This window comes from Streptomyces tagetis (assembly GCF_018069565.1).
Lineage (GTDB): Bacteria > Actinomycetota > Actinomycetes > Streptomycetales > Streptomycetaceae > Streptomyces > Streptomyces tagetis.
Genome location: NZ_JAGPNL010000014.1, coordinates 16159 through 39727, shown reverse-complemented (window position 1 = coordinate 39727; position 23569 = coordinate 16159). Strand labels below are relative to the sequence as shown.

19 protein-coding genes are annotated in these 23569 nt (G+C 73.8%); 6 read left to right on the top strand and 13 right to left on the bottom strand.

What is annotated here, in order from left to right:
- Window positions 1-42: 42 nt before the first annotated feature.
- Together J5Y05_RS31185 and J5Y05_RS31180 are read right to left on the bottom strand one after the other, a co-directional pair.
- Entirely contained in the window at window positions 43-1755 is a 1713-nt protein-coding gene (locus tag J5Y05_RS31185; protein ID WP_210876666.1) for a PucR family transcriptional regulator, read from the bottom strand.
- 316 nt (window positions 1756-2071) lie between these two features.
- Window positions 2072-4228, bottom strand: a complete 2157-nt coding sequence (locus J5Y05_RS31180; RefSeq protein WP_210876665.1) for an ATP-binding protein — start codon at window positions 4226-4228, stop codon at window positions 2072-2074.
- A 240-nt stretch (window positions 4229-4468) separates the two neighbouring features.
- On the opposite strand from J5Y05_RS31180, the gene gabT reads away from it, so the two are divergent.
- Together gabT and J5Y05_RS31170 are read left to right on the top strand one after the other, a co-directional pair.
- Window positions 4469-5803, top strand: coding sequence for a 4-aminobutyrate--2-oxoglutarate transaminase (gabT, locus tag J5Y05_RS31175; RefSeq protein WP_210876664.1), 1335 nt, complete (start codon window positions 4469-4471; stop codon window positions 5801-5803).
- Between the two features lie 409 nt (window positions 5804-6212).
- A complete protein-coding gene (locus tag J5Y05_RS31170; RefSeq protein WP_210876663.1) occupies window positions 6213-6911 on the top strand; it encodes a phosphatase PAP2 family protein in 699 nt (232 codons plus the stop codon).
- Here the strand turns inward: J5Y05_RS31170 and J5Y05_RS31165 are convergent.
- The 8 genes from J5Y05_RS31165 to J5Y05_RS31130 all read right to left on the bottom strand — a co-directional run bounded on the left by J5Y05_RS31165 (window position 6850) and on the right by J5Y05_RS31130 (window position 16592).
- Window positions 6850-8679, bottom strand: coding sequence for a chitinase (locus J5Y05_RS31165; RefSeq protein WP_210876662.1), 1830 nt, complete (start codon window positions 8677-8679; stop codon window positions 6850-6852). The two genes, J5Y05_RS31170 and J5Y05_RS31165, sit on opposite strands and share 62 nt — an antisense overlap.
- An 87-nt stretch (window positions 8680-8766) precedes the next feature.
- On the bottom strand, window positions 8767-9225 hold the full coding sequence (locus tag J5Y05_RS31160) for a hypothetical protein (RefSeq protein WP_210876661.1): 459 nt from the start codon (window positions 9223-9225) through the stop codon (window positions 8767-8769).
- 127 nt (window positions 9226-9352) lie between these two features.
- Window positions 9353-10780 carry an NAD(P)/FAD-dependent oxidoreductase gene (locus J5Y05_RS31155; RefSeq protein WP_210876660.1) on the bottom strand — a complete coding sequence of 476 codons (1428 nt, stop codon included), beginning with the start codon at window positions 10778-10780 and terminating at the stop codon, window positions 9353-9355.
- A 77-nt stretch (window positions 10781-10857) separates the two neighbouring features.
- Complete coding sequence (locus J5Y05_RS31150) at window positions 10858-11658, bottom strand: ABC transporter permease (RefSeq protein ID WP_210876659.1); 801 nt, start codon at window positions 11656-11658, stop codon at window positions 10858-10860.
- A complete protein-coding gene (locus tag J5Y05_RS31145; protein WP_210876658.1) occupies window positions 11659-12588 on the bottom strand; it encodes an ABC transporter permease in 930 nt (309 codons plus the stop codon).
- Window positions 12585-13748 (bottom strand): ABC transporter ATP-binding protein, encoded by a 1164-nt coding sequence (locus J5Y05_RS31140; protein WP_210876685.1) that lies wholly within the window; start codon window positions 13746-13748, stop codon window positions 12585-12587. The genes J5Y05_RS31145 and J5Y05_RS31140 overlap by 4 nt, the downstream gene beginning before the upstream one ends.
- Window positions 13749-13750: 2 nt before the next feature.
- The gene (locus tag J5Y05_RS31135; RefSeq protein ID WP_210876657.1) at window positions 13751-15001 is read right to left on the bottom strand and encodes a polyamine ABC transporter substrate-binding protein; all 1251 of its coding nucleotides are present in this window, start codon (window positions 14999-15001) and stop codon (window positions 13751-13753) included.
- A 55-nt stretch (window positions 15002-15056) separates the two neighbouring features.
- A complete protein-coding gene (locus J5Y05_RS31130) occupies window positions 15057-16592 on the bottom strand; it encodes a gamma-aminobutyraldehyde dehydrogenase (RefSeq protein WP_210876656.1) in 1536 nt (511 codons plus the stop codon).
- A 278-nt stretch (window positions 16593-16870) separates the two neighbouring features.
- On the opposite strand from J5Y05_RS31130, the gene ybiA reads away from it, so the two are divergent.
- Window positions 16871-17494 (top strand): riboflavin biosynthesis intermediates N-glycosidase, encoded by a 624-nt coding sequence (gene ybiA / locus J5Y05_RS31125; protein ID WP_247615633.1) that lies wholly within the window; start codon window positions 16871-16873, stop codon window positions 17492-17494.
- 533 nt (window positions 17495-18027) lie between these two features.
- On the opposite strand, the gene J5Y05_RS31120 is transcribed toward ybiA, so the two are convergent.
- The gene (locus J5Y05_RS31120) at window positions 18028-18819 is read right to left on the bottom strand and encodes a DUF4190 domain-containing protein (protein ID WP_247615625.1); all 792 of its coding nucleotides are present in this window, start codon (window positions 18817-18819) and stop codon (window positions 18028-18030) included.
- Window positions 18820-18970: 151 nt separating this feature from the next.
- Here J5Y05_RS31120 and J5Y05_RS31115 point away from each other — a divergent pair, with 151 nt between their 5' ends.
- Both J5Y05_RS31115 and J5Y05_RS31110 read left to right on the top strand, forming a co-directional pair.
- Complete coding sequence (locus tag J5Y05_RS31115) at window positions 18971-20032, top strand: adenosine deaminase (protein WP_210876654.1); 1062 nt, start codon at window positions 18971-18973, stop codon at window positions 20030-20032.
- A gap of 41 nt (window positions 20033-20073) precedes the next feature.
- Entirely contained in the window at window positions 20074-20757 is a 684-nt protein-coding gene (locus J5Y05_RS31110) for a glycerophosphodiester phosphodiesterase (RefSeq protein ID WP_210876653.1), read from the top strand.
- 22 nt (window positions 20758-20779) lie between these two features.
- Here J5Y05_RS31110 and J5Y05_RS31105 read toward each other — a convergent pair whose 3' ends face one another.
- Together J5Y05_RS31105 and J5Y05_RS31100 are read right to left on the bottom strand one after the other, a co-directional pair.
- Window positions 20780-21331 (bottom strand): HXXEE domain-containing protein, encoded by a 552-nt coding sequence (locus J5Y05_RS31105; protein ID WP_210876652.1) that lies wholly within the window; start codon window positions 21329-21331, stop codon window positions 20780-20782.
- Between the two features lie 115 nt (window positions 21332-21446).
- Complete coding sequence (locus J5Y05_RS31100) at window positions 21447-22886, bottom strand: gamma-aminobutyraldehyde dehydrogenase (RefSeq protein WP_210876651.1); 1440 nt, start codon at window positions 22884-22886, stop codon at window positions 21447-21449.
- Between the two features lie 166 nt (window positions 22887-23052).
- Here J5Y05_RS31100 and J5Y05_RS31095 point away from each other — a divergent pair, with 166 nt between their 5' ends.
- The gene (locus tag J5Y05_RS31095; RefSeq protein ID WP_053913734.1) at window positions 23053-23568 is read left to right on the top strand and encodes an Lrp/AsnC family transcriptional regulator; all 516 of its coding nucleotides are present in this window, start codon (window positions 23053-23055) and stop codon (window positions 23566-23568) included.
- Window position 23569 lies beyond the last annotated feature (1 nt).

The following is a 23569-nucleotide window of genomic DNA, read 5'->3' as shown; positions in this document are numbered from 1 at the left end:
GACGGATTGGCCTACGGCCTGGTGGGGCCGGGCGGCGGGCGGTCAGCCGCCCTCGGGGGAGGTGGCCTTGAGGGCGATCCACAGCTCCATGCGGACGTCCGGGTCGTCCAGGGAGCGGCCGAGGATCTCCTCCACGCGCCGCATCCGGTAGCGCAGGGTGTGCCGGTGGACGCCGAGGTCGGCCGCCGCCGCGTCCCACTGGCCGTGCCGGGAGAGCCAGGCGCGCAGGGAGGCGACGAGGTCGCCGCGGCCGGTGGCGTCGTGGTCGCGCAGGGCCCGCAGCAGTCCGTCGGCGAAGGCGCGGACGGCGTCGTCGGCGAGGAGCGGCAGGACGGAGCCGGCCGCGAGCTGTTCGTGCTCGACGCAGACCCTGCCCCGGCGGCGGGCCACGGACAGCGCCTGTTCGGCCTGTTTGTAGGCGGCGGAGGCGGCGATGGGCCCGGCCGGCGCGGACAGTCCGGCCACCAGTGACTCGGGCTCGGCGGCGGCCCCCGGCTCGCGGGCGGTGCGGGCGGACTCCAGCGCCGCCGCGTACTCGGTGCAGGCGGCGACGGCGGCGCCCCCGTCCGCGGCGAGCACCACCAGCCGCTCCCCCTCGGGCACGACGAGCACCGCCTCCCCGGCCCGTGCCGCCGCGGCCTCCACGACCTCGGCGAGGGCGTCGCGCGGGTCGCCCTCGGCGCGGGCGGCGGCGTGCGCGCCGGCCGCCGGGGTCCGCGCACCGGCGTGGGCGCGGGCGGCCGGCGCCGAGGCGGGCTCGGCGACGATCACCCGGAACGGGGCGTCGAGCAGGTCCCCGTAGAGGTCCCCGGCGACGGCGCGGGCGTGGTCCGGCTCCCCGGCCAGCAGCATGCGCAGGACGGCCGCGCCGAGCCGCTGTTCGGCGGCGTGCAGCGAACGGGAGCGTTCCGTGGTGAGCGTGAGCAGGGCGATGGCGGAGTGCAGGGCGTAGCGCTCGGCGGTGCCGAGGGGGGCGGCCGTGCCGACGGCGAGCGCGGCGCGGGCCCGCCGGGAGGTGCCGAGGGAGTGCAGCTCGACGCGGTCCCCGTCGTCGGCGTGGTCGGGATGGTCGGCCTTACCGCCGTTCGGCGGGCCCTCGGGGTGCTCGGAGTGCGGGGGGCCGGCGACGACGGCGGAGGCGGGGGCGGGGCGTTCGCGCAGCCGCTCCACGTCGGGCGTGAGCCGGGCGGCGCGGCGGCCGGCCCACTCCGGCGCGGCGGCGACGACGGCCCCGGAGGCGTCGTAGAGCGCGGCCCAGCCGTCGACCTGGGAGGCGAGCGCGGCCAGCAGCCCTTCCGGTCCGTCGGCCAGCGCCCGCCGGGTCAGTTCCCGCTGGGCGGCGAAGCCGGCGGTGACGGCCCGGTACTGGTCGGCGGCGATGGCGGCGGAGACGGCCTTGGTGATGGCGAGGAAGGGGGTGCGGCGGGGCACCTCCAGCAGCGGCAGGCCCTCTCGCCGGGCTGCGTCGACGAGGGCCTCGGGGATCTCCTCGTAGTGGACGCCGACGGCGAAGCCGAGCCCGGCCACCCCGGCCGCGGCCAGCCGCCGGACGTAGCGGCGCATCGCCTCCGGGTCCTCCGCGTCCAGGGTGAGCGCGGTGACCAGGAGCAGTTCCCCGCCCTCCATGTAGGGCACGGGGTCGGCCAGCTCGCTGGCGTGCGCCCAGCGCACGGGCGCGTCGAGGCGGTCCGCACCCGCGCGCACGGTGAGTTTGAGCGCCGAGTGGTGGACGAGCGAGGCGAGCGTCGGGGGCATCGGGCCTTCAGGTCTGTGTCAGTTCGGTGAGGCTTCTCTGATCATTTGGCCGCTCTGTATGAACGACCTGTGTCGATTCTGCCTCACTGTACGGTCAACACGCCTCCGCACCCAGGGCCGGGCGGCCCGAAGACGAGCCCGCCCGGCCCCGGGCCGCGCACACCGCGGCCCGGGGCGCTCACCCCGTCCGGTCCCCCCGCCACGCACACCGCGACCCAGGCCGCTCACCCCCGCCGGTCCCCCCCGCCGCGCACACCGCGACCCAGGTCACTCACCCCGCCGGTCCCCCGGTCGCGCACACCGCGGCCCAGGCCGCTCACCCCCGCAGGTCCACCAGGAGCGGCGGTGCGTGCTCCCCCGCGACGGTGGTCAGGGAGAGGACGGCGTGGCCCGGCGGCACCGCGTGGGCCAGCTCGGAGGCCGACCACCGCTCCCGCTCGACCTGCCGCACGGTCACCGCCCGCGCGGTGGGCGCCTTCCCGGTGATCACCCGGCGCAGCATGTGGACCGCCTTGCCCGCCGGGGTCTCGGCGATGATCTGCCGGTCGGTGACGTCGCGGGCCTCGGTCCACTCCTTGCCCCACACCTCGGCGAAGTCCTGCCCGTCCCACGGGGTGAGCCCCGAGAGCGCCATCCGGCAGCCGATCGCGCCGAGCAGCGGTCCGCGCAGCGGCCGGGGCACGTCGTCCAGGGTGCGCAGGGTGAGCACCACCCCGGCGCCCGCGGAGCGCAGCCGCTGCACGCCCCGTACGGCCTCCGGCGTCACCACCCCGCTCGCCTCGTCCAGGACGAGGCAGGCGAAGAGGGAGCGGTCCTCGCGGGCGCCGACGCTCGCCGTGAACTGGGCGAGGACCAGCCGGGCCAGGATGCGGGAGGCGTCCGCGTGGCCGCGGGCGGGCAGGTCGATGCGGACCCGCACCGGATGGTCGAGCGCCTTGAGCGAGAACGGCCGGGACTGCCCCCGGGTGTCGAAGAAGGAGGCGAAGGCGGGCCGGTCGAGCAGCGCGACCCGGTCGGCGAGCGTGCCGCCGAGGTCCCCGGGCTGGACCATCTGCCGTTCCCGGGCGTCCAGTTCGCGCAGCAGCGACTCCTGCCCGGCCTCCTGGAGGCCCCGGCGCAGCACGGCCAGCGGTTCGGCGGCGCCGTCGAGGAGCTGCCGCAGCTCCGGCACGCCGGGGAAGCGGCCGTGCACCGCCTGGAAGGGGCCGAGGAGCTGGGCCAGCACGGTGGTGGAGCGCCGGCTGTCGCCGCCCGGATGCGGGTCGGCGAGGTCCCCGACCAGGGCCTCGGCGAGGACCGCGGCGGCCTCGTCGGGGTCGGTGGTGCCGCCGTAGAGGTCGAGGTCGTGGACGGAGTCGGGGTTGCCGATGCGGACGACGACGTCGAAGGCGTCGGCCGGGCCGAGTCCGGCGCCCGCCGCGCCGACCACGACGACCGCGGCCCGCCCGGCGAGCGCGTGCAGGCACAGCGACTCGGTGAGCGGCCGGACGACGCGGCCGGTCTTCCCGGAGCCGGCCGGTCCGACGGCGACCAGGGAGGTGCCGAGCAGGTCGGGGCCGAGGGCGAGGCCGGTGCCCCGGTAGGCGTAGGGGTTGCGCTCGTCCTCGGCGGTGGCGCCGAGCCGCACCTGTCCGGTGACCAGGTCGTGGCGGGCCTCGCGGGCGGGCAGGTCTCGGACGCCGGAGGGGTGCGGGCAGGCGCCGGCGCCGTGCTGGAGGACGGCGCCGGTGAAGGCGGCGAGGCTGTGCCGACCGCCGGCCACGCCCTGCCAGGCGCGGGCGATGCGGGCCTGGTCGACGTCGCGCATCAGGCCCGCGCGGGCGTCGGCGGCGAGCCGGTCGGCGGCGTCGGCGGCCCCGGCGGCGCGCAGCGCGGGCCAGGCGGCGGGGTCCTCCTCGGGCGCGGGCGGGCGCTGGGCGCGGGGGGCGGCCGAGCGCGTCCAGGCGGGCGGCCCGTAGCGGCGCCAGACCTCGCCCCAGCGGCCGAGCTTGGCGACCCCGGCGAGCAGGGCACCGCCGATGAGCAGGTAGTAGGCGTAGCTGGCCACGACCGCGCCGAAGCTGTAGGACTCGGCCCAGGAATCGGGGACCATGGCGTAGAGGGGCAGCATCCACCAGCCGCCCAGGTAGCCGTTCCACAGCAGGGACCAGATGAGCCAGCCCACCAGGAAGGCGATCAGCGCCCCGCTCAGCAACTGCCGGCCGGGGGTCCGCTCGGGCTCCTCCCGCGGACGCGGCCGGTGCCCGAACCGCCAGACGCCGGGCGGCGCGGGAGGCCGGGGGGTGCGCAGCCAGGAGAGGAAGGCCGATCCGTCCGGCAGCGGCGGCACCCCGGGCACCACCGCCTCGGCCGGGGCCTGTGCCGGGGCCTGCGCGGGGCGGGGTGGCGCCGCGGGCATCCGTGGCGGTTCCGCCGGACGCGGCACCGGGCCGGCGTGCGTGCCCCGTGCGTCCCGGTTCCCGTCGCTGTCCATCGCCGCGCCCCCTGACCAGCCGGTCCGACCACCGTCAACGAGCCAATCTAACGCCCTCCGGTGGGGAGTTCACCGCTTACCGGGCCGGGCCCGCGCCGACGTGTCCGCCCGGCGCCATGGCCACGGCGGACAACCGGCGGCGCGGACAACGCCCACATGGAGCATGCCGGGGCCGCGCCGCCGGTCCTAGCCTGCGAGAAAAGAAGCCAAGCGTCCGAAAAAGACCCCAGGAGCCCCCACATGACCGCACTGCCGCAGGAGCGCCGCGTCGTCACCGCCGTCCCCGGCCCCAAGTCGCAGGAGTTGCAGGCCCGCCGGACCGCCGTGGTCGCCCAGGGCGTGGGCTCGACGCTGCCGGTCTTCGTCAGCCGCGCGGGCGGCGGCATCATCGAGGACGTCGACGGGAACCGCTTCATCGACTTCGGCTCCGGCATCGCCGTGACCTCGGTCGGCGCCTCCGCCGAGGCCGTGGTGCGCCGGGCCTCGGCCCAGCTCGCCGACTTCACCCACACCTGCTTCATGGTCACGCCGTACGAGGGGTACGTCGCCGTCGCCGAGGCGCTGGCGGAGCTGACCCCGGGCGACCACGCCAAGAAGTCGGCCCTGTTCAACAGCGGCGCCGAGGCGGTGGAGAACGCTGTCAAGATCGCCCGCGCGTACACCAAGCGGCAGGCGGTCGTCGTCTTCGACCACGGCTACCACGGCCGGACCAACCTGACGATGGCGCTGACCTCGAAGAACATGCCGTACAAGCAGGGCTTCGGCCCGTTCGCGCCGGAGGTGTACCGGGTGCCGGTCGCCTACGGCTACCGCTGGCCGACCGGCCCGGAGAACGCCGGTCCGGAGGCCGCCGCCCAGGCCGTCGACCAGATCTCCAAGCAGGTCGGCGCCGAGAACGTGGCCGCGATCATCATCGAGCCGGTGCTCGGCGAGGGCGGCTTCATCGAGCCGGCCAAGGGCTTCCTGCCCGCGATCCGGCAGTTCGCCGCCGACCACGGCATCGTCTTCGTCGCCGACGAGATCCAGTCCGGCTTCTGCCGCACCGGCCAGTGGTTCGCCTGCGAGGACGAGGGCATCGTCCCGGACCTGATCACCACCGCCAAGGGCATCGCGGGCGGTCTGCCGCTCGCCGCCGTCACCGGCCGCGCCGAGATCATGGACGCCGCGCACGCGGGCGGCCTCGGCGGCACCTACGGCGGCAACCCGGTGGCCTGCGCGGGCGCCCTCGGCTCGATCGAGACCATGCGCGAGCAGGACCTCAACGCCAGGGCGCTGCGGATCGGCGAGATCATGACGGCCCGGCTGACCGCGATGGCGGAGAAGTTCGACGTGATCGGTGACGTCCGGGGCCGCGGCGCCATGATCGCGGTGGAGCTGGTCAAGGACCGCGTCACCAAGGAGCCCGCCCCCGAGGCGACCGCCGCGCTGGCCAAGGCGTGCCACGCCGAGGGACTGCTGGTCCTGACCTGTGGCACCTACGGCAACGTGCTCCGCTTCCTGCCCCCGCTGGTGATCGGGGAGGACCTGCTGAACGAGGGCCTCGACATCATCGAGCAGGGCTTCGCCCGGATCTGAGCCGCCGCTCCCGGGCACCGGAGCGGGTCCGTCCGGTGCCCGGAACCGCAGGGCGTGTGAAGAAGGTGTGCGAGGTGGATGGCAGGTCGCGGGGGGCCCTGTCCAGCGCTCTTTCCCTGTCGTAGGTTCTTGGGCAGATGAGAGAAACACCCCGCTCGCAGGGGACTGCGGGCGGAACCCCAGGCCGGGGCCTCCCCAGCTTCGACCTGGTCGTGCCTCGCGCACACACCGGAGCCCTCCGGCTCCGGGTCTCCTCACCGATCGGACGGCCGCCCGCCCCAAACCCCCCGGGGCGCGCGGCTCCGGTCAGGACGGCGGTTCCGGGCACCCGGGACGGCCGTTCACCGAAGGGCCGGCGCACTCCCCCCCTTGCGCCGGCCCTTCGGTGTGTTTTGCGAAGCTGGGCGCCATGCCTTCGCCCGCCGCCCCCGCCCGCCGCGTCCTCGGCCCCCTCCTGCTCGGCCCCCTCCTGCTCGGCCCCCTCCTGCTCGGCGCCGTCTTCGCGCTGATCACCTGGCAGGTCGTCGCCGACGGTCCGCTGGTGCGGGCGGACGCGTGGCTGAGCCGGGTGCTCGTCCACCCGGACCGGCCCTCGGAACTCCTCTCCGACCTCGGCAACGTGCAGGTCGCCGTCCCCGTGCTGCTGATCGCCCTCGGGTACGCCGCCCTGCGCGGGCGTGCCAGTGGTCTGGACCGGTGGTGGCTGCCGCCCGCCGCCGGAGCGGCGGCCCTGGCGCTGGTGCCGGTGCTGGTCGTGCCGCTCAAGGCGTGGACCGGCCGCCCCGGCACCCCGGCCGTGCCGCCGGCGGTCGGCTACTACCCCTCCGGCCACACGGCCACCGCCCTGGTCGCGTACGGGACGGCGACGCTGCTGCTGCTTCCGCTGCTGCGCGCGCCGGCCGCCCGTCGCGTCCTGGTGCTGCTCTGTGCCGCCCTGGTCCTCGGCGTCTCCTTCGGTCTGGTGCGCCGGGGCTACCACTGGCCGCTGGACGTGGCGGCCTCCTGGTGTCTGGGGGCGGTGCTCCTCATGGGTGTCTCGGCGGTGCTCAGCGGAAGTACGCGTCGAAGTTCCGCTGGAACTCCCAGCTCCCGTACCGGTCCCAGTTGATCGACCAGGTCATCAGCCCGCGCAGCCCCGGCCAGGTGCCGTGGGTGGCGTACGAGCCGCAGTTCGTCTTCCTGGTCAGGCAGTCGAGCGCCTTGGTGACCTCGGCCGGGGAGACGTGGCCGTTGCCCGCGTTGGTGGAGGCCGGCATGCCGATGGCGACCTGCCCGGGGCGCAGCGGCGGGAAGACGTTGCCCTTGTCGCCCGCGACGGGGAAGCCGGTGAGGAGCATGTCGGTCATGGCGATGTGGAAGTCGGCGCCGCCCATGGAGTGGTACTGGCCGTCCAGGCCCAGGATCGGGCCCGAGTTGTAGTCCTGGACGTGCAGCAGCGTCAGGTCGTCGCGCAGGGCGTGGATCACCGGCAGGTAGGCGCCCGCCCTCGGGTCCTGACCGCCCCAGGGGCCGGTGCCGTAGAACTGGTGGCCGAGCTGGACGAAGAAGGTCTCCGGCGCCATGGTCAGCACGAAGTCGTCGCCGTAGCGGGCCTTGAGGGTCTTCAGGGCCGAGATCAGGTTGACGACGACCGGTGTCCTCGGGTTCTTGAAGTCGGTGTCGTCGGCGTCCAGGGAGAGGGAGTGGCCCTCGAAGTCGATGTCCAGGCCGTCGAGTCCGTACTCGTCGATGATCTTCGAGACGGAGGTGACGAAGGCGTCGCGGGCGGCGGCCGTGGTGAGCCGCACCTGTCCGTTCTGGCCGCCGATGGAGATCAGGATCTTCTTGCCCGCGGCCTGCTTGGCCTTGATCGCCGCCTTGAACTCGGCGTCGCTCTCGACGTTCGGGCATTCGGTGACCGGGCAGCGCTCGAAGCGGATGTCGCCGGAGGTGACCGAGGTGGGCTCGCCGAAGGCCAGGTCGATCACGTCCCAGCTCTCGGGGACGTCGGCGAGCCGGGTGTAGCCGGAGCCGTTGGCGAAGGAGGCGTGCAGGTAGCCGACGAGGGCGTGGTCGGGCAGGGCGCCGGAGCCGCCCTCGTTCCCGCCGCCGTCGCCGGGCGCGGCGGAGGTGGTCGCGGTGACCGCGGCGGACCGCGCGGACTCGCCGCCGGGGCCGACGGCGCTGACCTGGAAGGCGTACGCCGTCTCGGGGGCGAGGCCGGTCACGGTGGTGGAGGTGCCGGTGGCGGTGGCGACGCGGGTGCCGTCGCGGTAGACGCCGTAGCCGGTCGCGCCGTCCACGGGGGACCAGGACAGGGCGACGCTGGAGGAGGTGACGGTGCCGGCCGTCAGCCCCGAGGGGGCCGCCGGGACACCGCCCTGTTCGCCGGCCGGGCCGGTCAGGGAGATGTCGTCGGCGTGGTAGGGGCCGGTGCCGTACCAGCCGTGGGTGTAGATGGTGACCCGGGTGGTGGAGGGGCCGGTGCGGAAGGTGGTCGTCAGCCGCTGCCAGTCGGGGGCGGACGGGGTCCAGGTGGAGACGTCGGTGGTGCCGGTGCCGCTCGCGCCGAGGTAGACGTACTCGCCGCGGACGTGACCGGCCAGGGTGTAGGTGGAGTCGGGCCGTACCGTCACCGTCTGCGCGCAGCGCGCGTTGTCCGCGCCGGAGGGCGTGGCCGTCAGCGCCGAGGCGCCGCTGCGCACCGGCGAGGACGTGGTGGTGCCCGCCGTACAGGTCCAGCCGTCGAGGCCGGATTCGAAGCCGCCGTTGACCGCGAGGTCCGCGTCGGCCGCACGGGCGGCCGACGAGAGCGCGGCCTGACCGGGCACGGCGAGCGCCGCGGCGGTCAGCAGGGCGATCAGGGGTCGACGGACGAATGGTCTGGAGCGTTCCACAAGTGCCTCCGGACATGGGGGAGATGGGGAGGGTGGAGCGCGCTCAATTTGGTCCAGACCAATTCGGTTGTCAACCCCTCGGACGGCTCACCGCCCCTCCTCCCCCGTCGCCAGCGACGCCGCGGCCTCGTGCATCGCCAGTTCGAGCAGGGCCGGATCGGTGAGGGTGCCCGTGCCGTCCGGCGGGATCAGCCAGCGGATTCCGCCGGAGAGCGTCCGGCCGGGGTACGGCACCACGATCCAGGTGCCGAGGCCGGCCGTGCGGATGCCGGTACCGAGCCAGCGGGCGGCGGTGCCGGCCGGGACGAAGAAGCCCGTACGGGCGTCGCCGAAGTCGGCCAGGACCGGGCCGGGCTGGTCCAGCACCCGGCTGAGGACGTCGAGGGTCGGATAGCCGAGCCGGCTCGGCAGGATGAGCACGTCCCAGGCCCTCCCGGCGGGCAGCAGCGCGACCCCCCGCGGGTTGCGCTCCCACTCCTCGCGGCAGGACTCGGGGTCCGGTGCGACGGATGCCAGCCATGCGACCGCCGTCTTGACACCAGGCATGAGGGGACCTCCCTTTCACTCGTGACGCGCCGTGCGTCACAGGGGAGAGGGAGGTCCCCCACCGGGCATTACGCGGGTCGGGCCCACTCGTTGGGGTGAACCGGCTCACACCGGCCCGCCGCGCGGCTCAACTGTCGAAGCCCAGTCCGAACCGGTCCAGCGTCCGCAGCCACAGGTTGCGCCGCCCGCCGTGGGTGTCGGCGCGGGCCAGCGACCACTGGGTGAGCGCGATGCCGCTCCAGGCGAACGGCTCGGGCGGGAAGGGCAGCGGCCTGGCGCGCACCATCTCCAGCTCCGTGCGCTCGGTCCGCTCCCCCGCCAGCAGGTCGAGCATCACCTGCGCGCCGAACCGGGTCGCGCCCACCCCGAGCCCGGTGTAGCCCGCCGCGTAGGCGACCCGGCCGCGGTGGGCGGTGCCGAAGAACGCCGAGAAGCGGGTGCAGGTGTCGATGGCACCGCCCCAGGCGTGGGTGAAGCGCACGCCCTCCAGTTGCGGGAAGCAGGCGAAGAAGTGCCGGGCCAGCCTCGCGTACGTCTGGGGCCGGTGGTCGTACTCGGCGCGCACCCGGCCGCCGTAGGGGTAGACCGCGTCGAAACCGCCCCACAGGATGCGCCGGTCCCGGGTGAGCCGGAAGTAGTGGAAGCGGTTGGCGCTGTCCGCGAGCCCCTGGCGGCCCCGCCAGCCGATGGCGGCCATCCGGTCCTCGTCGAGCGGCTCGGTCATCAGCGCGTAGTCGTAGACGGGCACGGTGTACGGCCGCACCCGGCGCACCAGGCTCGGGAAGACGTTGGTGCCGAGGGCGACGGAGCGCGCCCGGACGGCGCCGTACGGGGTGCGTACGGCCATGCCCGCGCCGTGCGGGCGCAGGCCGAGCGCCGGGGTGTGTTCGTGGACGCGGACCCCGAGGGCGAGGCAGGCCCGCTTGAGGCCCCAGGCCAGCTTGGCCGGGTTCAGCATCGCCACGCCCCGCCGGTCGTACAGTCCGCCGAGGAAGGTGGGCGAGTCGACCTCGGCGCGGACCGCGTCGGCGTCCAGCCACTCCATGCCGTCGGCCAGCCCCCGGCGCCTGATCTCCCCGTACCAGTCCTCCAGTTCGCGCGCCTGGTGGGGGGCGGTGGCGACGTCGATCTCGCCGGTGCGCTCGAAGTCGCAGTCGATGCCGTGCCGTTGGACGGACTCCTCGATCTCGTCGAGGTTGCGCCGGCCCAGTTCCTCCAGCCGGGCGATCTCCCCGGGCCAGCGGGTGAGCCCGTTGGGCAGCCCGTGGGTGAGGGAGGCCGCGCAGAAGCCGCCGTTGCGTCCGGAGGCGGCCCAGCCGATCTCGCGGCCCTCCAGCAGGACGACGTCCCGGGCGGGGTCGCGCTCCTTGGCGAGCAGCGCGGTCCACAGTCCGCTGTAGCCGCCGCCGACGACCAGCAGGTCGCAGCTCTCGGCGCCGGTCAGGGCGGGCTCGGGCCGGGGCCGGGCGGGGTCGTCCAGCCAGTACGGGACGGGCAGGGCCTCGCGCAGGGCCCTCGTCCCGTCGTCGCCGCGGTGCTCGGCACTGCGGGCCATGGTCTCAACTCCCTCTGCGTACGGGATGCGTGCGGGGTGCGTACGGTGCGTGCGGATGCGTGCGGGGTGCGTGCCGGTCAGGCGACACGGCGCTTGCGACGGTTGCCGACGGCCATGGACACCAGCACGAACAGGACGGCGACGACGAACATGGCCGTGCCGATGACGTTGATCTGGACGGGCGTTCCGCGCTGGGCCGAGCCCCAGACGAACATGGGGAAGGTGACGGTCGAGCCCGCGTTGAAGTTGGTGATGATGAAGTCGTCGAAGGAGAGCGCGAAGGCGAGCAGCGCGCCGGCCGCGATCCCGGGGGCGGCGATGGGCAGGGTGACCCGCACGAAGGTCTGGAAGGGGCCCGCGTACAGGTCCTGCGCGGCCTGCTCCAGCCGCGGGTCCATCGACATCACCCGCGCCTTGACGGCGATCACCACGAAGCTGAGGCAGAACATGATGTGGGCGATGAGGACCGTCCAGAAGCCCAGCCGGGCCCCCATGTTGAGGAACAGGGTGAGCAGCGAGGCGGCCATCACGACCTCGGGCATCGCCATCGGCAGGAAGATCAGCGAGTTGACCGCGCCGCGCGCCCTGAAGCGGTAGCGGACCAGCGCGAAGGCGATCATCGTGCCGAGGGCGGTGGCGCCCAGCGTCGCCCACAGGGCGATCTGGAGGCTGAGTGCGAGCGAGTCGCACATCCCGGCGACCCCGCACGGGTCCTTCCAGGCGTCCGTGGAGAACCGCTGCCAGGTGTAGTTGAAGCGGCCGTTGGGCTTGTTGAAGGAGAAGACCGTGACGACGACGTTCGGCAGCAGCAGGTACCCGAGCGTCAGCAGTCCGGCGATGACGACCAGATTGCGCTTGAGCCAGTTGACGAAGGCCATTTACACCAGATCCTCCGTGCCGGACTTGCGGATGTAGAAGGTGACCATGACGAGGATCGCGGCCATCAGGACGAAGGAGAGCGCCGCGGCGGTCGGATAGTCGAGGACCCGCAGGAACTGGGTCTGGATGACGTTGCCGACCATGCGGGTGTCGGCCGAGCCGAGCAGGTCGGCGTTGACGTAGTCGCCGGTGGCCGGGATGAAGGTCAGCAGCGTGCCGGAGACCACCCCCGGCATCGACAGCGGGAAGGTCACCTTGCGGAAGGTGGTGACCGGCCGGGCGTAGAGGTCGCCGGCGGCCTCGTGCAGCCGCCCGTCGATCCGCTCCAGCGAGGAGTACAGCGGCAGGATCATGAAGGGCAGGAAGTTGTACGTCAGACCGCAGACCACCGCGAGCGGGGTGGCCAGCACCCGGTCCCCGGCGGTCCAGCCGAGCCAGCCGGTGACGTCCAGGACGTGCAGCGCGTTGAGCGCGCCGACCACCGGTCCGCCGTCGGCGAGGATCGTCTTCCAGGCGAGGGTGCGGATGAGGAAGCTGGTGAAGAACGGCGCGATCACCAGGATCATGATCAGGTTGCGCCAGCGGCCGGCCCGGAAGGCGATCAGGTAGGCGAGCGGATAGCCCAGCAGCAGGCAGAGCGTGGTCGCGGCGGCGGCGTAGGCGACCGAGCGCAGGAACTGCGGCCAGTACCCGGAGAGCGCGTCCCAGTAGGCGGCGACGTGCCAGGTGACCTCGTAGCCCTCCTCCAGGGAGCCCGTCTGCACGGAGGTGGACGCCTGGTAGACCATCGGCAGCGCGAAGAAGACGAGCAGCCACAGGATGCCGGGCAGCAGCAGCCAGTACGGGGTGAACCGGCCGCGCCGCCGCGGGCGCGCGGCGGGCGGCGGCGCGGCCGGGGCGGGAGGCGCCGGCGCCTCGGTGAGCGTCATCGGGCCGCCTCCTCCTCGGCGAGTCCGGCGTCGATGTCCTGGGCGGCGTCCAGGCCGAAGGTGTGGGCCGGGTTCCAGTGCAGGACGACGTCGGCGCCGGGCACCAGCCGCGGGTCGCGGTCGATGTTCTGGACGTAGACCTCGACGCCGGGACAGGCCTCGCAGTCCACCACGTACTGGGTGGAGACGCCGATGAAGCTGGTGGCGGCGATGGTGCCGGTGAGCCGGTTGCGGCCCTCGGGGACGGCGCCGGCCTCGTCGGCGTGGGCGATGCCGATCTTCTCCGGGCGGACGCCGACCAGGACCTTGCCGCCGGTGCCGGCCGGGGCCGAGCAGCGTCCGGCGGGCAGCAGCAGCTTGTCTCCGGCCGCCTTGACCACGAGGTCGTCGCCGTCGCGGGCGCCGACCTCGGCCTCGATGAGGTTGGAGGTGCCGAGGAAGTTGGCGACGAAGGTGGTCCGCGGGTTCTCGTACAGGTCGGCGGGGGCGCCCAGTTGCTCGACCCGGCCCCCGTTCATCACGGCGACCGTGTCGGCCATGGTCATGGCCTCCTCCTGGTCGTGGGTGACGTGCACGAAGGTGATGCCGACCTCGGTCTGGATGCGTTTGAGCTCCAGTTGCATCTGGCGGCGGAGCTTGAGGTCGAGGGCGCCGAGGGGTTCGTCGAGGAGCAGTACCTTCGGGTGGTTGATCAGGGCGCGGGCCACGGCGACGCGCTGCTGCTGGCCGCCGGAGAGCTGGTGCGGCTTCTTGCGGGCCTGCTCGCCCAGTTGTACGAGGTCGAGCATCTCCTCGACCTGCTTCTTGACGCTCTTGACGCCGCGCCGGCGCAGTCCGAAGGCGACGTTCTCGAAGATGTCCAGGTGCGGGAAGAGCGCGTAGGACTGGAAGACCGTGTTGACCGGCCGTTTGTACGGGGGCAGCGCGGTGACGTCCTGGTCGCCGAGGTGGACGGTGCCGGCGCTGGGCTCCTCCAGCCCGGCGATCATGCGCAGGGTGGTGGTCTTGCCGCAGCCGGAGGCGCCGAGCAGGGCGAAGAAGGAGCCCTGGGGCACGGTGAGGTCGAGCGGGTGCACGGCGGTGAAGGAGCCGTAGGTCTTGCTGATCCCGGCGAGGCGGACGTCCCCGCCGGGGCCGGTCGCGTTCGTGGTGGTCTTCATCGTCACGCCCCAGTGAGCTTTGCGAACTTCTCTTCGTAGACCGTCTCTTCCTTCGCGCTCAGCGAGCGGAAGGCGTGGGACTTGGCCCGCATCTCCTCGTCCGGGATGATCAGCGGGTTCTCCGCCGCATCCGGGTCGATCTTCGCCAGTTCCCGCTTCACGCCCTCGACCGGGCAGACGAAGTTGATGTAGGCGGCGAGCCGGGCGGCGGCCACGGGCTCGTAGTAGTAGTCGATGAGCCGTTCGGCGTTGGTCTTGTGCCGGGCCCGGTTGGGGATCAGCAGGTTGTCGCTGGAGGTGATGTAGCCGCTCTCCGGGATGACGAAGTCGACGTCCGGGCTGTCGGCCTTGAGCTGCACGATGTCCCCGGCCCAGGCGAGGCAGGCGGCGAGGTCGCCCTTGGTGAGGTCGGAGGTGTAGTCGTTGCCGTGGAAGCGGCGTATCTGCCCGGTGTCGACGCCCTTCTGGAGCCGGGCGACGGCCGCGTCGTAGTCGTCGTCGGTGAAGCGGGCGGGGTCCTTGCCCATGTCGAGCAGCATCATGCCGATGGTGTCGCGCATCTCCGTGAGGAAGCCGACCCGGCCCTTGAGCTTCTTGTTGTCGAGCAGGTCGGAGACCGAGCGGACCTCGATGCCGTTCAGCGCCTTCTTGTTGTAGGCGACGACGGTGGAGATGCCCTGCCAGGGGTAGGAGTACGCGCGGCCCGGGTCCCAGTCGGGGTTGCGGAACTGCGGCGACAGGTTGGTGAAGGCGTGCGGCAGGTTGGCCGGGTCGAGCTTCTGCACCCAGCCGAGCCGGATCAGCCGGGCGGCGAGCCAGTCGGTGAGGACCATGACGTCCCGGCCGGTCTCCTGGCCGGCGGCGAGCTGGGCCTGGATCTTGCCGAAGAACTCGCTGTTGTCGTTGATGTCCTCGGTGTAGGTGACCCGGATGCCGGTGCGCCGGGTGAACTCCTCCAGCGTCGGATGGCGCCGCCCGCCGCCGTCGTCGACGTCCATGTACTCGGTCCAGTTGGAGAAGTTGACCGTGCGGTCCTTCTCCGAGTGGTCCTCGGCCGGCACGCCGCCCTGTTCGGTGCCGGCCGGCGGGATGCCGCAGGCGCCCAGCGCCCCGAGTCCGCCGACCGCGAGCAGGCCGCCCGCGCCGGAGCGCAGCAGGGAGCGGCGGGTGAGGGCGGCCCGGCCGCCGCGGATACTGCGCCGCATGGCGGCCACTTGGGCCGGGGAGAGGCGGTCTGGCTGGAACTGCTCCATGCGCGTGTTGCCCTTCCGGGAGGCGGCGGCCGGGATCGGCGGCCTGTCGTGACGGCTATCGGTCCCCGAAGACCGTGCGGTGCCAGTCCTTGCGGACCACCGCCGTGTTGTCGAACATGACGTGCTTGACCTGCGTGTACTCCTCGAAGGAGTAGGCGGACATGTCCTTGCCGAAGCCGGAGGCCCCATAACCGCCGTGCGGCATCTCGCTGATGATCGGGATGTGGTCGTTGACCCACACGCACCCCGCCCGGATCTCGCGGGTGGCGCGGTTCGCCCGGTACACGTCGCGGGTCCAGGCGGAGGCGGCGAGCCCGTACGGGGTGTCGTTGGCGAGCCGGATGCCCTCGTCGTCGCCGTCGAAGGGCAAGGCGACGAGGACCGGCCCGAAGATCTCCGAGCGGACCGCCTCGCTGTCCTGGGCGGCGTCCGCGACGAGCGTCGGCAGGTAGTAGGCACCGTCGCTCAGCGCGCCCCCGGGCGCCGCGCCGCCGGTGACGACGCGGGCGGCGGAGCGGGCCCGGTCGACGAAGCCGGCGACGCGGTCGCGGTGGGCGTGGGAGACCAGCGGGCCGAGGTCGGTGTCCGGGGCGAAGGGGTCGCCCACCCGGACGGTCTCCATCAGCGCGGCGGTCCGCTCGACGAACGCCTCGTACAGCGGGCGCTGCACGTAGGCGCGGGTGGCGGCGGTGCAGTCCTGGCCGGTGTTGATCAGCGCGGCGGCCACCGCGCCGTGGACGGCGGCGTCGAGGTCGGCGTCGTCGAAGACGAGGAAGGGCGCCTTGCCGCCCAGCTCCAGGTGGAGCCGCTTGACGGTGGCGGTGGCGATCTCGGCGACGCGGCGGCCGACGGCGGTGGAGCCGGTGAAGGAGGTCATCGCCACGTCCGGGTGGCCGACGAGGTGTTCGCCGGCCTCGGGCCCGGTGCCGGCGACCACGTTGACCACCCCGTCAGGGACACCGGCGGCCGTGGCGGCCTCGGCGAAGAGCAGCGAGGTGAGCGGGGTGGTCTCGGCGGGCTTGAGGACGATGGTGTTGCCCGCGGCGATCGCCGGGAGGACCTTCCAGGCGGCCATCTGGAGCGGGTAGTTCCAGGGCGCGACGGAGCCGACGACGCCGACCGGCTCACGGCGCACGTACGAGGTGTGGTCGCCGGAGTACTCCCCCGCCGACTGGCCCTGGAGGTGCCGGGCGGCTCCGGCGAAGAAGGCCGCGTTGTCGACCGTGCCGGGCACGTCGAACTCGCGGGTCAGCTTCAGCGGCTTGCCGCACTGCGTCGACTCGGCCCGCGCGAACTCCTCGGCGCGTTCGGCGAGGACGGTGGCGAAACGGTACAGCGCGTCGGCGCGCTCGCCGGGGGTGGCGCCGGCCCAGCCCGGGAAGGCGGCCCGTGCGGCGGCGACGGCCGCGTCCACGTCGGCGGTGCCGGCCAGGGCGTAGGTCAGGACCTCCGTGCCGGTCGCCGGGTCGACGACGGTGTGGGTGCGTCCCGAGGTGCCCCGCGTCAGCCGGCCCGCGATGTACTGCGCCCCGTCCGCGAAACGCTCGGCGGCGGGGAACCTGTCGGGGGCGGTGGTGCCCGGGTGGTGCATCTCGTCTCTCCTCGTTGTCCCCGTGGGGCCCCGTGACGAAAAGTGTCCGCGACGGAAGCCCCCGTGCAGGGGGCCGGCGTGGCTCAGGCTCGATGTGAGTGCCGATCCTGACAGAGGAGCGCTTGCCCAACAAGTGATTCCGTTGTTTCCTTTTGGTTACGCGACGAAATCTGTCGACGGGCGGGTGAGGGGTCCCTGACCGGGCCGGCCGGGATGTCAGTGGCCCGTGCCACACTCCGGGCATGGAGGAGACGACTGCCGACGCGCCGGAGGTGGCCATGCCGGAGGGGGCCGTGGTGGAGGGGGCCGTGGCGCACAGCCGGGAGGCGCTGCTCGCGCGGGTCCGGGCGGGCGCGCGCGTGAGGTACCTGTGCTTCTGGGGACACCGGCCCCGGCCGGACGGGCGTCTCGGGCCGGGCTGCCTGAGCCAGTGGTGGCCGGCGCCGTTCACCGTCGACGGGGTGCGGTACGCGACGGCGGAGCACTGGATGATGGCCGCCAAGGCGCGGCTCTTCGAGGACGCGGAGGCCGAGCGGCGGGTGCTGGCGGCGGAGCATCCGGGCGCGGCCAAGAAGGCGGGGCGGCTGGTGCGCGGCTTCGAGGCGGGGGTGTGGGAGCGGGAGCGGTTCGGGATCGTGGTGGAGGGCAGCGTCCACAAGTTCGCCGCCGACCCCGGGCTGCGGGCGTTCCTCCTGGGCACGGGCGACCGGGTCCTGGTGGAGGCCAGCCCCGTGGACCGTATCTGGGGTATCGGCCTGGCCCCGGACGACGAGGCCGCTCTCGACCCGGCCCGCTGGCGGGGCCCCAACCTGCTGGGCTTCGCCCTGATGACGGCACGGGACCGGCTGGGCGGGGCGGAGCCGCCACGCGCGGGGCGACCTGAGGGGGCGGACGTGGGGTGAGGGGGGCGGAGGCGGCCGCGGCGGGGGTGCGGGGTGAGGGCGGCGGCCCGGGGACGACCGCGTGGCCGTACGTAGCGCCGGGGGCGGCGGGCCACGGTGTACGTACGCCCAGGTACGCCGGGGACGGCGGAGGGCCACGGCCGACGCGGAGGTACGGGTACGGACGGTGGGCGGCGCGTAGTCGCGGCGGCGCCCGCAGACGCCCGCGCGAGGCGCCCGTATGCCGACGGCGGAGCACCGCGGTCGGCGCGGACGCGCGGGCGAGGGCGGCCAACGGGGCGTAGCCGCCGGTAGCGCCCGGGGACGACCGGGCGAGCGCGCGTACGCCGAGGACAGCCGGGACTCCCACCCGGCATGGACGCGCGGTGCGCACCGGAGAACCGGAGCCGCGCGGGAGCGGCCCTGGCCACGTGGCCGGAGCCGGCCCGAGCGGGAGCGGTCTGGTCCCGTGGCCGCCCCGGTGCGCCGGACGTGCCCGCCCGCCGGCACCGGCCTGTCCCCGGCCGCCCGGGTCAGCGCGCCGTTCGCCGGTCCTAGAAGACCGTGACCACCGCGCCGAGGCAGCTCAGGACGACGCCGACGATGCCGCAGATCAGGCCGGCCAGCGCCTGGCCCCCGTTGTCGGCCTCGCCCCGGGCGGCCTTGGCCCGGCCCATCGAGCCGAAGATGATGCCGAGCACGCCGAGGACGATCGCCACCGGCCAGAGGCAGAAGATGACCGCCGAGACGATGCCGAGGACGAGGCCCGCGGTGCCCAGCCCGTTACTGGGCAGCGGCGGCATGCCGGACCAGCCGTAGTAGCCCTGCGGCGGCACGGAGCCGTAGCCGCCCTGGGCCGGGTGGGCGGGCCCGCCCGGGTAGCCGTAGGGCACCTGCCCGGTGGTGGCCGAGGGGCCCGGGTCGGGCGGCGGCCGGTCCTCGGGCGCCGCGAAGGGATTGGGCACGGTGGCGGGGGCGGACGGCGTGACCGGGCCGGACGGCACGGTGAAGGCACCCCCGGCGTCCGGTGCCGGGCCTGCGGCCGGGGCGGTCCACGGCCCAGGCGTCGTACCGCTGCCCGGGGAGGGCAGGGAGGTGATCGTCTGCTGGTCGTGCACGGAGGGGCCCGGCCAGGGGGGCATCGGGCCCGAGACGACGGTCTCGCCGGGGCCCCTGCCCGCACCGGCGTCGCTCGCGGGCGGCGCCCACGGATCGGGCTCGGCGGGGACTCCCGTCGTACCGCCCTTGCCCAGGTCGACCCGCGGGGCGGGCGCCGGCCCGAAGCCGTCACCGGGGCCTTCCGGGGTCTGCGCGTCGGCGTTCGGCGGCAGCGCGTCGTCGGACATGCGCGGGTTCCCCTCTGTCGAACGTCCCGTCATGCTACGGCCAGAGCCTTCCCCGCGGGGGCCGGGCCTACGATGATCCCCGCACCGCCGATCAGCCGATCACCGCGTCCCGCCGCCGGACGGCCCGGGACGCCGTTCCGGGGAGGAACCCTTGACCGAGCACCTCGTCGACCCCGAGGTCCCGCGCGACCTGCACGCCTTCATCGCCGGGCTGCCCAAGGCCGAGCTGCACGTCCACCACGTGGGCTCCGCCTCCCCCCGCATCGTCGCCGAACTCGCCGCCCGCCACCCGGACTCCAAGGTCCCCACCGACCCCGAGGCGCTGGCCGACTACTTCACGTTCACGGACTTCGCCCACTTCATCGACGTGTACCTGTCGGTGGTGGACCTGATCCGCACCCCGGAGGACGTCCGGCTGCTCACCTACGAGGTGGCCCGGGACATGGCCCGGCAGCAGGTGCGCTACGCCGAGCTGACCATCACCCCGTACTCCTCCACCCGGCGCGGCATCGACGAGGGCGCCTTCATGGACGCCATCGAGGACGCCCGCCGCTCGGCCGAGGCCGACTTCGGGACCGTGCTGCGCTGGTGCTTCGACATCCCCGGGGAGGCGGGCCTCGGCTCGGCCGAGGAGACGGCGCGGCTGGCCACCGACGACCGGGTGCGCCCGGAGGGGCTGGTGTCCTTCGGGCTCGGCGGGCCGGAGATCGGGGTGGGCCGGCCGCAGTTCAAGCCGTACTTCGACCGCGCGATCGCCGCCGGGCTGCACTCCGTCCCGCACGCGGGCGAGACGACCGGCCCGCAGACGGTGTGGGACGCGCTGCACGAGCTGCGCGCCGAGCGCATCGGCCACGGCACCAGCGCGGCCCGCGATCCGGAGCTGCTGGCGTACCTGGCCGAGCGGCGCATCCCGCTGGAGGTGTGCCCGACCTCGAACATCGCCACCCGCGCGGTGACCTCGCTGGACGAGCACCCGCTCAAGGAGTTCGCGCGCGCCGGGGTCCTGGTGACGATCAACTCCGACGATCCGCCGATGTTCGGCACCGACCTGAACAACGAGTACGCGGTCGCCGCGCGGCTGCTCGGCCTCGACGAGCGGGGCGTCGCCGGTCTGGCCCGCAACGCGGTGCACGCCTCCTTCCTCGACGAGGCGGGCAAGGCGCGCATCCTCGCGGAGATCGACGCGTACACCGACCGCTGGACCGCGTCCTGACCCGCCCCGCCCGGACGGCCGGCCCGAGGGAGAATGCCGCCATGCAGACCGTGACCGCCGTGGCCCACCGCGGCGACCCCTACCACGTCCGGGAGAACACCCTCGGCTCGCTGCGCTCCGCGCTCGCCCGGGGCGCGGACGCGGTGGAGATCGACGTCCGCCTGACCCGGGACGGCGTCCCGGTGCTGCTCCACGACGAGACGCTGAAGCGGCTGTGGGAGCACGACAGGCCGCTGCACTCGCTCTCCGCCGAGGAGGTGCGCGCGGTGACCGAGGGCGGGGTGCCCACGCTCGCCGAGGCCCTCGCCGCGACGGAGGGCAGCCGGGTGATGCTGGACCTGCCGGGCTCCCCCGGTCCGCGGTCGGTGCGCCGGATCGTCGAGGTGGTCGGCGCCTGCGGGGCGCGGGAGCGGGTGTACTACTGCGCGGGCGCCCGGACCATGCTCGCGGTGCGGGCCGCCGATCCGTCCGCCGAGATCGCCCTGACCTGGACGTCGCTCGCCCCGCCCCGGGCCGGTGTGCTGGAGGCGGTGCGTCCGCGCTGGCTCAACTACCGCTTCGGGCTGGTGGACTCGGACCTCGTCGACCGGGTCCACCGCGACGGGCTCCTGATGTCCGTCTGGACCCCCGACACCCGCCGCTCGCTGCGCCGCATGCTCCGCCTGGGTGTCGACTCCATCACCACCAACCGCATCCCCGTCCTCCAGACCCTCCGCACGCGCTGAACCCGCCGCCGGGGCCCGTCCGTCAGGGCCGGTCCCCGGCGCCGGGCAGGCTCTGCGCCACGGCGTGCGCGGCGAGCGCCACGGCGCCCGCGCCGCCGAGGGCGATCACGAGGTCGCGTGGCCGCGTGGGCCGCGACACCCCGGCGCGGCGCAGCCGTCCGCGCGCCCACAGGGTGAACGGGACGACCACCAGCGGCGAGGTCACCGAGCCCGGGGTGTAGCGGCGCAGGGCCGCCGCCTGTCCCATGTGGACCAGCCCGTGCAGCCCGAAGCCGTACAGCACGGACTGGTAGAAGGCCGAACTCCCGCCGCTCGCCCGGCCCGCCGCTCCGGCCGCGACGACGTACAGGCCCACCAGGGCGACGGCCACGGCGAATTCACGCCGGTCGACGGATTCGACCCGGCGCCACACCGCCTCCGGCACCGCCGGGTACCGCTCACGCAGTACGGGCGCGTTGCGCCGTACCCAGGCGGCCACGGTGGCCAGTTCCTCGGCGTCGTGCAGGGCCCAGGCCGCCACCAGCCCCCACGTGACGGCGCCGCCGACCTCTGCCGTCTCCGATGTGCTCGTCATCCGCTTCACACAGGAGAAGGACTCCTGACGGGCCCGTGAAGTTCCCCCCCGACCGCAACACCCCGCCCCCTGGGACCAGTTGGCGTCCGGGGGCGGGGTGGCGGCCGGGAAGGGGTCAGGCGTCGAGGGACGTCATCACGTGCTTGACGCGGGTGTAGTCCTCGAAGCCGTAGGCCGAGAGGTCCTTGCCGTAGCCGGACTTCTTGAAGCCGCCGTGGGGCATCTCGGCGACCAGCGGGATGTGGGTGTTGATCCAGACGCAGCCGAAGTCCAGCCTCTTGGACATCCGCATGGCGCGGCCGTGGTCCTTGGTCCACACCGAGGAGGCGAGGGCGTACTCGACGCCGTTGGCCCACGCGACGGCCTGGTCCTCGTCGGTGAAGGACTGGACGGTGATGACCGGGCCGAAGACCTCCTTCTGGATGATCTCGTCGTCCTGCTTGAGCCCCGAGACGACGGTCGGGGCGTAGAAGTAGCCCCGCTCGCCGACCCGGTGGCCGCCGGCCTCGACCTTGGCGTGGGCGGGCAGCCGCTCGACGAAGCCGGAGACCTGGGCGAGCTGGGCCGGGTTGTTGAGCGGGCCGTAGAGCACGTCCTCGTCGTCCGGCTGCCCGGTCCTGGTCTCGGCGGCGGCCTTGGCGAGCGCGGCGACGAACTCGTCGTGGACGGACTCCTGGACGAGGACGCGGGTGGCGGCGGTGCAGTCCTGGCCGGCGTTGAAGAACCCGGCGACGGAGATGTCCTCGACGGCCTTGGGGATGTCGGTGTCCTCGAAGACGACGACGGGCGCCTTGCCGCCCAGCTCCAGGTGGACCCGCTTGAGGTCCTTGGAGGCGGACTCGGCGACCGACATGCCGGCCCGGACCGAGCCGGTGATGGAGGCCATCGCCGGGGTCGGGTGCTCGACCATGAGGCGGCCGGTGTCGCGGTCGCCGCAGATCACGTTGAAGACGCCCCTGGGCAGCACCGAGCCGATGATGTCGGCGATGAGGACCGTGGAGGCCGGGGTGGTGTCGGACGGCTTGAGGACGACCGTGTTGCCCGCCGCGAGCGCCGGCGCGAACTTCCACACGGCCATCATCATCGGGTAGTTCCAGGGCGCGACCTGCGCGCAGACGCCGATCGGCTCGCGGCGGACGATGGAGGTCAGGCCCTCCATGTACTCGCCGGCGCTGCGGCCCTCCAGCATCCGGGCCGCGCCCGCGAAGAAGCGGATCTGGTCGACCATCGGCGGGATCTCCTCGGTGCGGGTCAGCCCGATGGGCTTGCCCGTGTTCTCCACCTCGGCCGCGATGAGTTCCTCGGCCCGCTCCTCGAACGCGTCGGCGATCTTCAGGAGGGCCTTCTGCCGCTCGGCGGGCGTGGTGTCGCGCCAGGCCGGGAAGGCCGCGGCGGCAGCCGCCATGGCGGCGTCGACGTCCGCCTGCCCGGAGAGCGGGGCGGTCGCGTACGCCTCGCCGGTGGCGGGGTTGACCACCTCGGTGGTCCGCCCGTCGGCGGCGTCCCGGAACTCGCCGTCGATGTGGTTGCGCAGTCGACGCAGCTCGGTGCTCACTGCCGGCCCTCCAAGTTCGGGGTGTCCATGGACTGAGACACCCACCCTAATCCGTGGCTCCACGTTTTCAACACCCCCACTCCCCCTGACGTTGCGAAATCCGCAGACTGAGGCACCTCATACAACGAATTTCATCGCAATCGGCTTGCGATACTGCCGATCCGTGGTGCACAGTGAGGCCGTGGCCAGTCGAAGCGCAGAGAAGAAGGACCCCCGCGAGTCCCGGAACGGCGGCCCCCCGCTGGACGCCGTCTCCCTCGCCATCATCGAGCAGCTCCAGGAGGACGGCCGCCGGCCGTACGCGGCCATCGGCAAGGCCGTGGGCCTGTCGGAGGCGGCCGTGCGCCAGCGCGTGCAGAAGCTGCTCGACCAGGGCGTGATGCAGATCGTCGCGGTCACGGACCCGCTCACCGTGGGCTTCCTGCGCCAGGCGATGGTCGGCGTCAACGTGGAGGGCGACGTCGACGCGGTCGCCGACGCGCTGGCCGCCATGTCGGAGTGCGAGTACGTGGTGATGACGGCGGGCTCGTTCGACCTGATGGTGGAGGTCGTCTGCGAGGACGACGACCACCTGCTGGACGTCATCAACAAACGCATCCGGGCCGTCCCCGGAGTGCGCTCCACCGAGAGCTTCGTCTACCTCAGGCTCAAGAAGCAGACCTACATGTGGGGAACCCGATAAT

Bases quoted from the DNA above. Each gene is read 5' to 3' on its own strand.
- J5Y05_RS31105 (WP_210876652.1), bottom strand. From the start codon at position 21,331: ATGACGAGCACATCGGAGACGGCAGAGGTCGGCGGCGCCGTCACGTGG.
- gabT (WP_210876664.1), top strand. From the start codon at position 4,469: ATGACCGCACTGCCGCAGGAGCGCCGCGTCGTCACCGCCGTCCCCGGC.
- J5Y05_RS31145 (WP_210876658.1), bottom strand. From the start codon at position 12,588: ATGACGCTCACCGAGGCGCCGGCGCCTCCCGCCCCGGCCGCGCCGCCG.
- J5Y05_RS31180 (WP_210876665.1), bottom strand. From the start codon at position 4,228: ATGGACAGCGACGGGAACCGGGACGCACGGGGCACGCACGCCGGCCCG.
- J5Y05_RS31120 (WP_247615625.1), bottom strand. From the start codon at position 18,819: ATGTCCGACGACGCGCTGCCGCCGAACGCCGACGCGCAGACCCCGGAA.
- J5Y05_RS31155 (WP_210876660.1), bottom strand. From the start codon at position 10,780: ATGGCCCGCAGTGCCGAGCACCGCGGCGACGACGGGACGAGGGCCCTG.
- J5Y05_RS31185 (WP_210876666.1), bottom strand. From the start codon at position 1,755: ATGCCCCCGACGCTCGCCTCGCTCGTCCACCACTCGGCGCTCAAACTC.
- ybiA (WP_247615633.1), top strand. From the start codon at position 16,871: ATGCCGGAGGGGGCCGTGGTGGAGGGGGCCGTGGCGCACAGCCGGGAG.
- J5Y05_RS31170 (WP_210876663.1), top strand. From the start codon at position 6,213: ATGCCTTCGCCCGCCGCCCCCGCCCGCCGCGTCCTCGGCCCCCTCCTG.
- J5Y05_RS31110 (WP_210876653.1), top strand. From the start codon at position 20,074: ATGCAGACCGTGACCGCCGTGGCCCACCGCGGCGACCCCTACCACGTC.
- J5Y05_RS31150 (WP_210876659.1), bottom strand. From the start codon at position 11,658: ATGGCCTTCGTCAACTGGCTCAAGCGCAATCTGGTCGTCATCGCCGGA.
- J5Y05_RS31135 (WP_210876657.1), bottom strand. From the start codon at position 15,001: ATGGAGCAGTTCCAGCCAGACCGCCTCTCCCCGGCCCAAGTGGCCGCC.
- J5Y05_RS31140 (WP_210876685.1), bottom strand. From the start codon at position 13,748: ATGAAGACCACCACGAACGCGACCGGCCCCGGCGGGGACGTCCGCCTC.
- J5Y05_RS31160 (WP_210876661.1), bottom strand. From the start codon at position 9,225: ATGCCTGGTGTCAAGACGGCGGTCGCATGGCTGGCATCCGTCGCACCG.
- J5Y05_RS31130 (WP_210876656.1), bottom strand. From the start codon at position 16,592: ATGCACCACCCGGGCACCACCGCCCCCGACAGGTTCCCCGCCGCCGAG.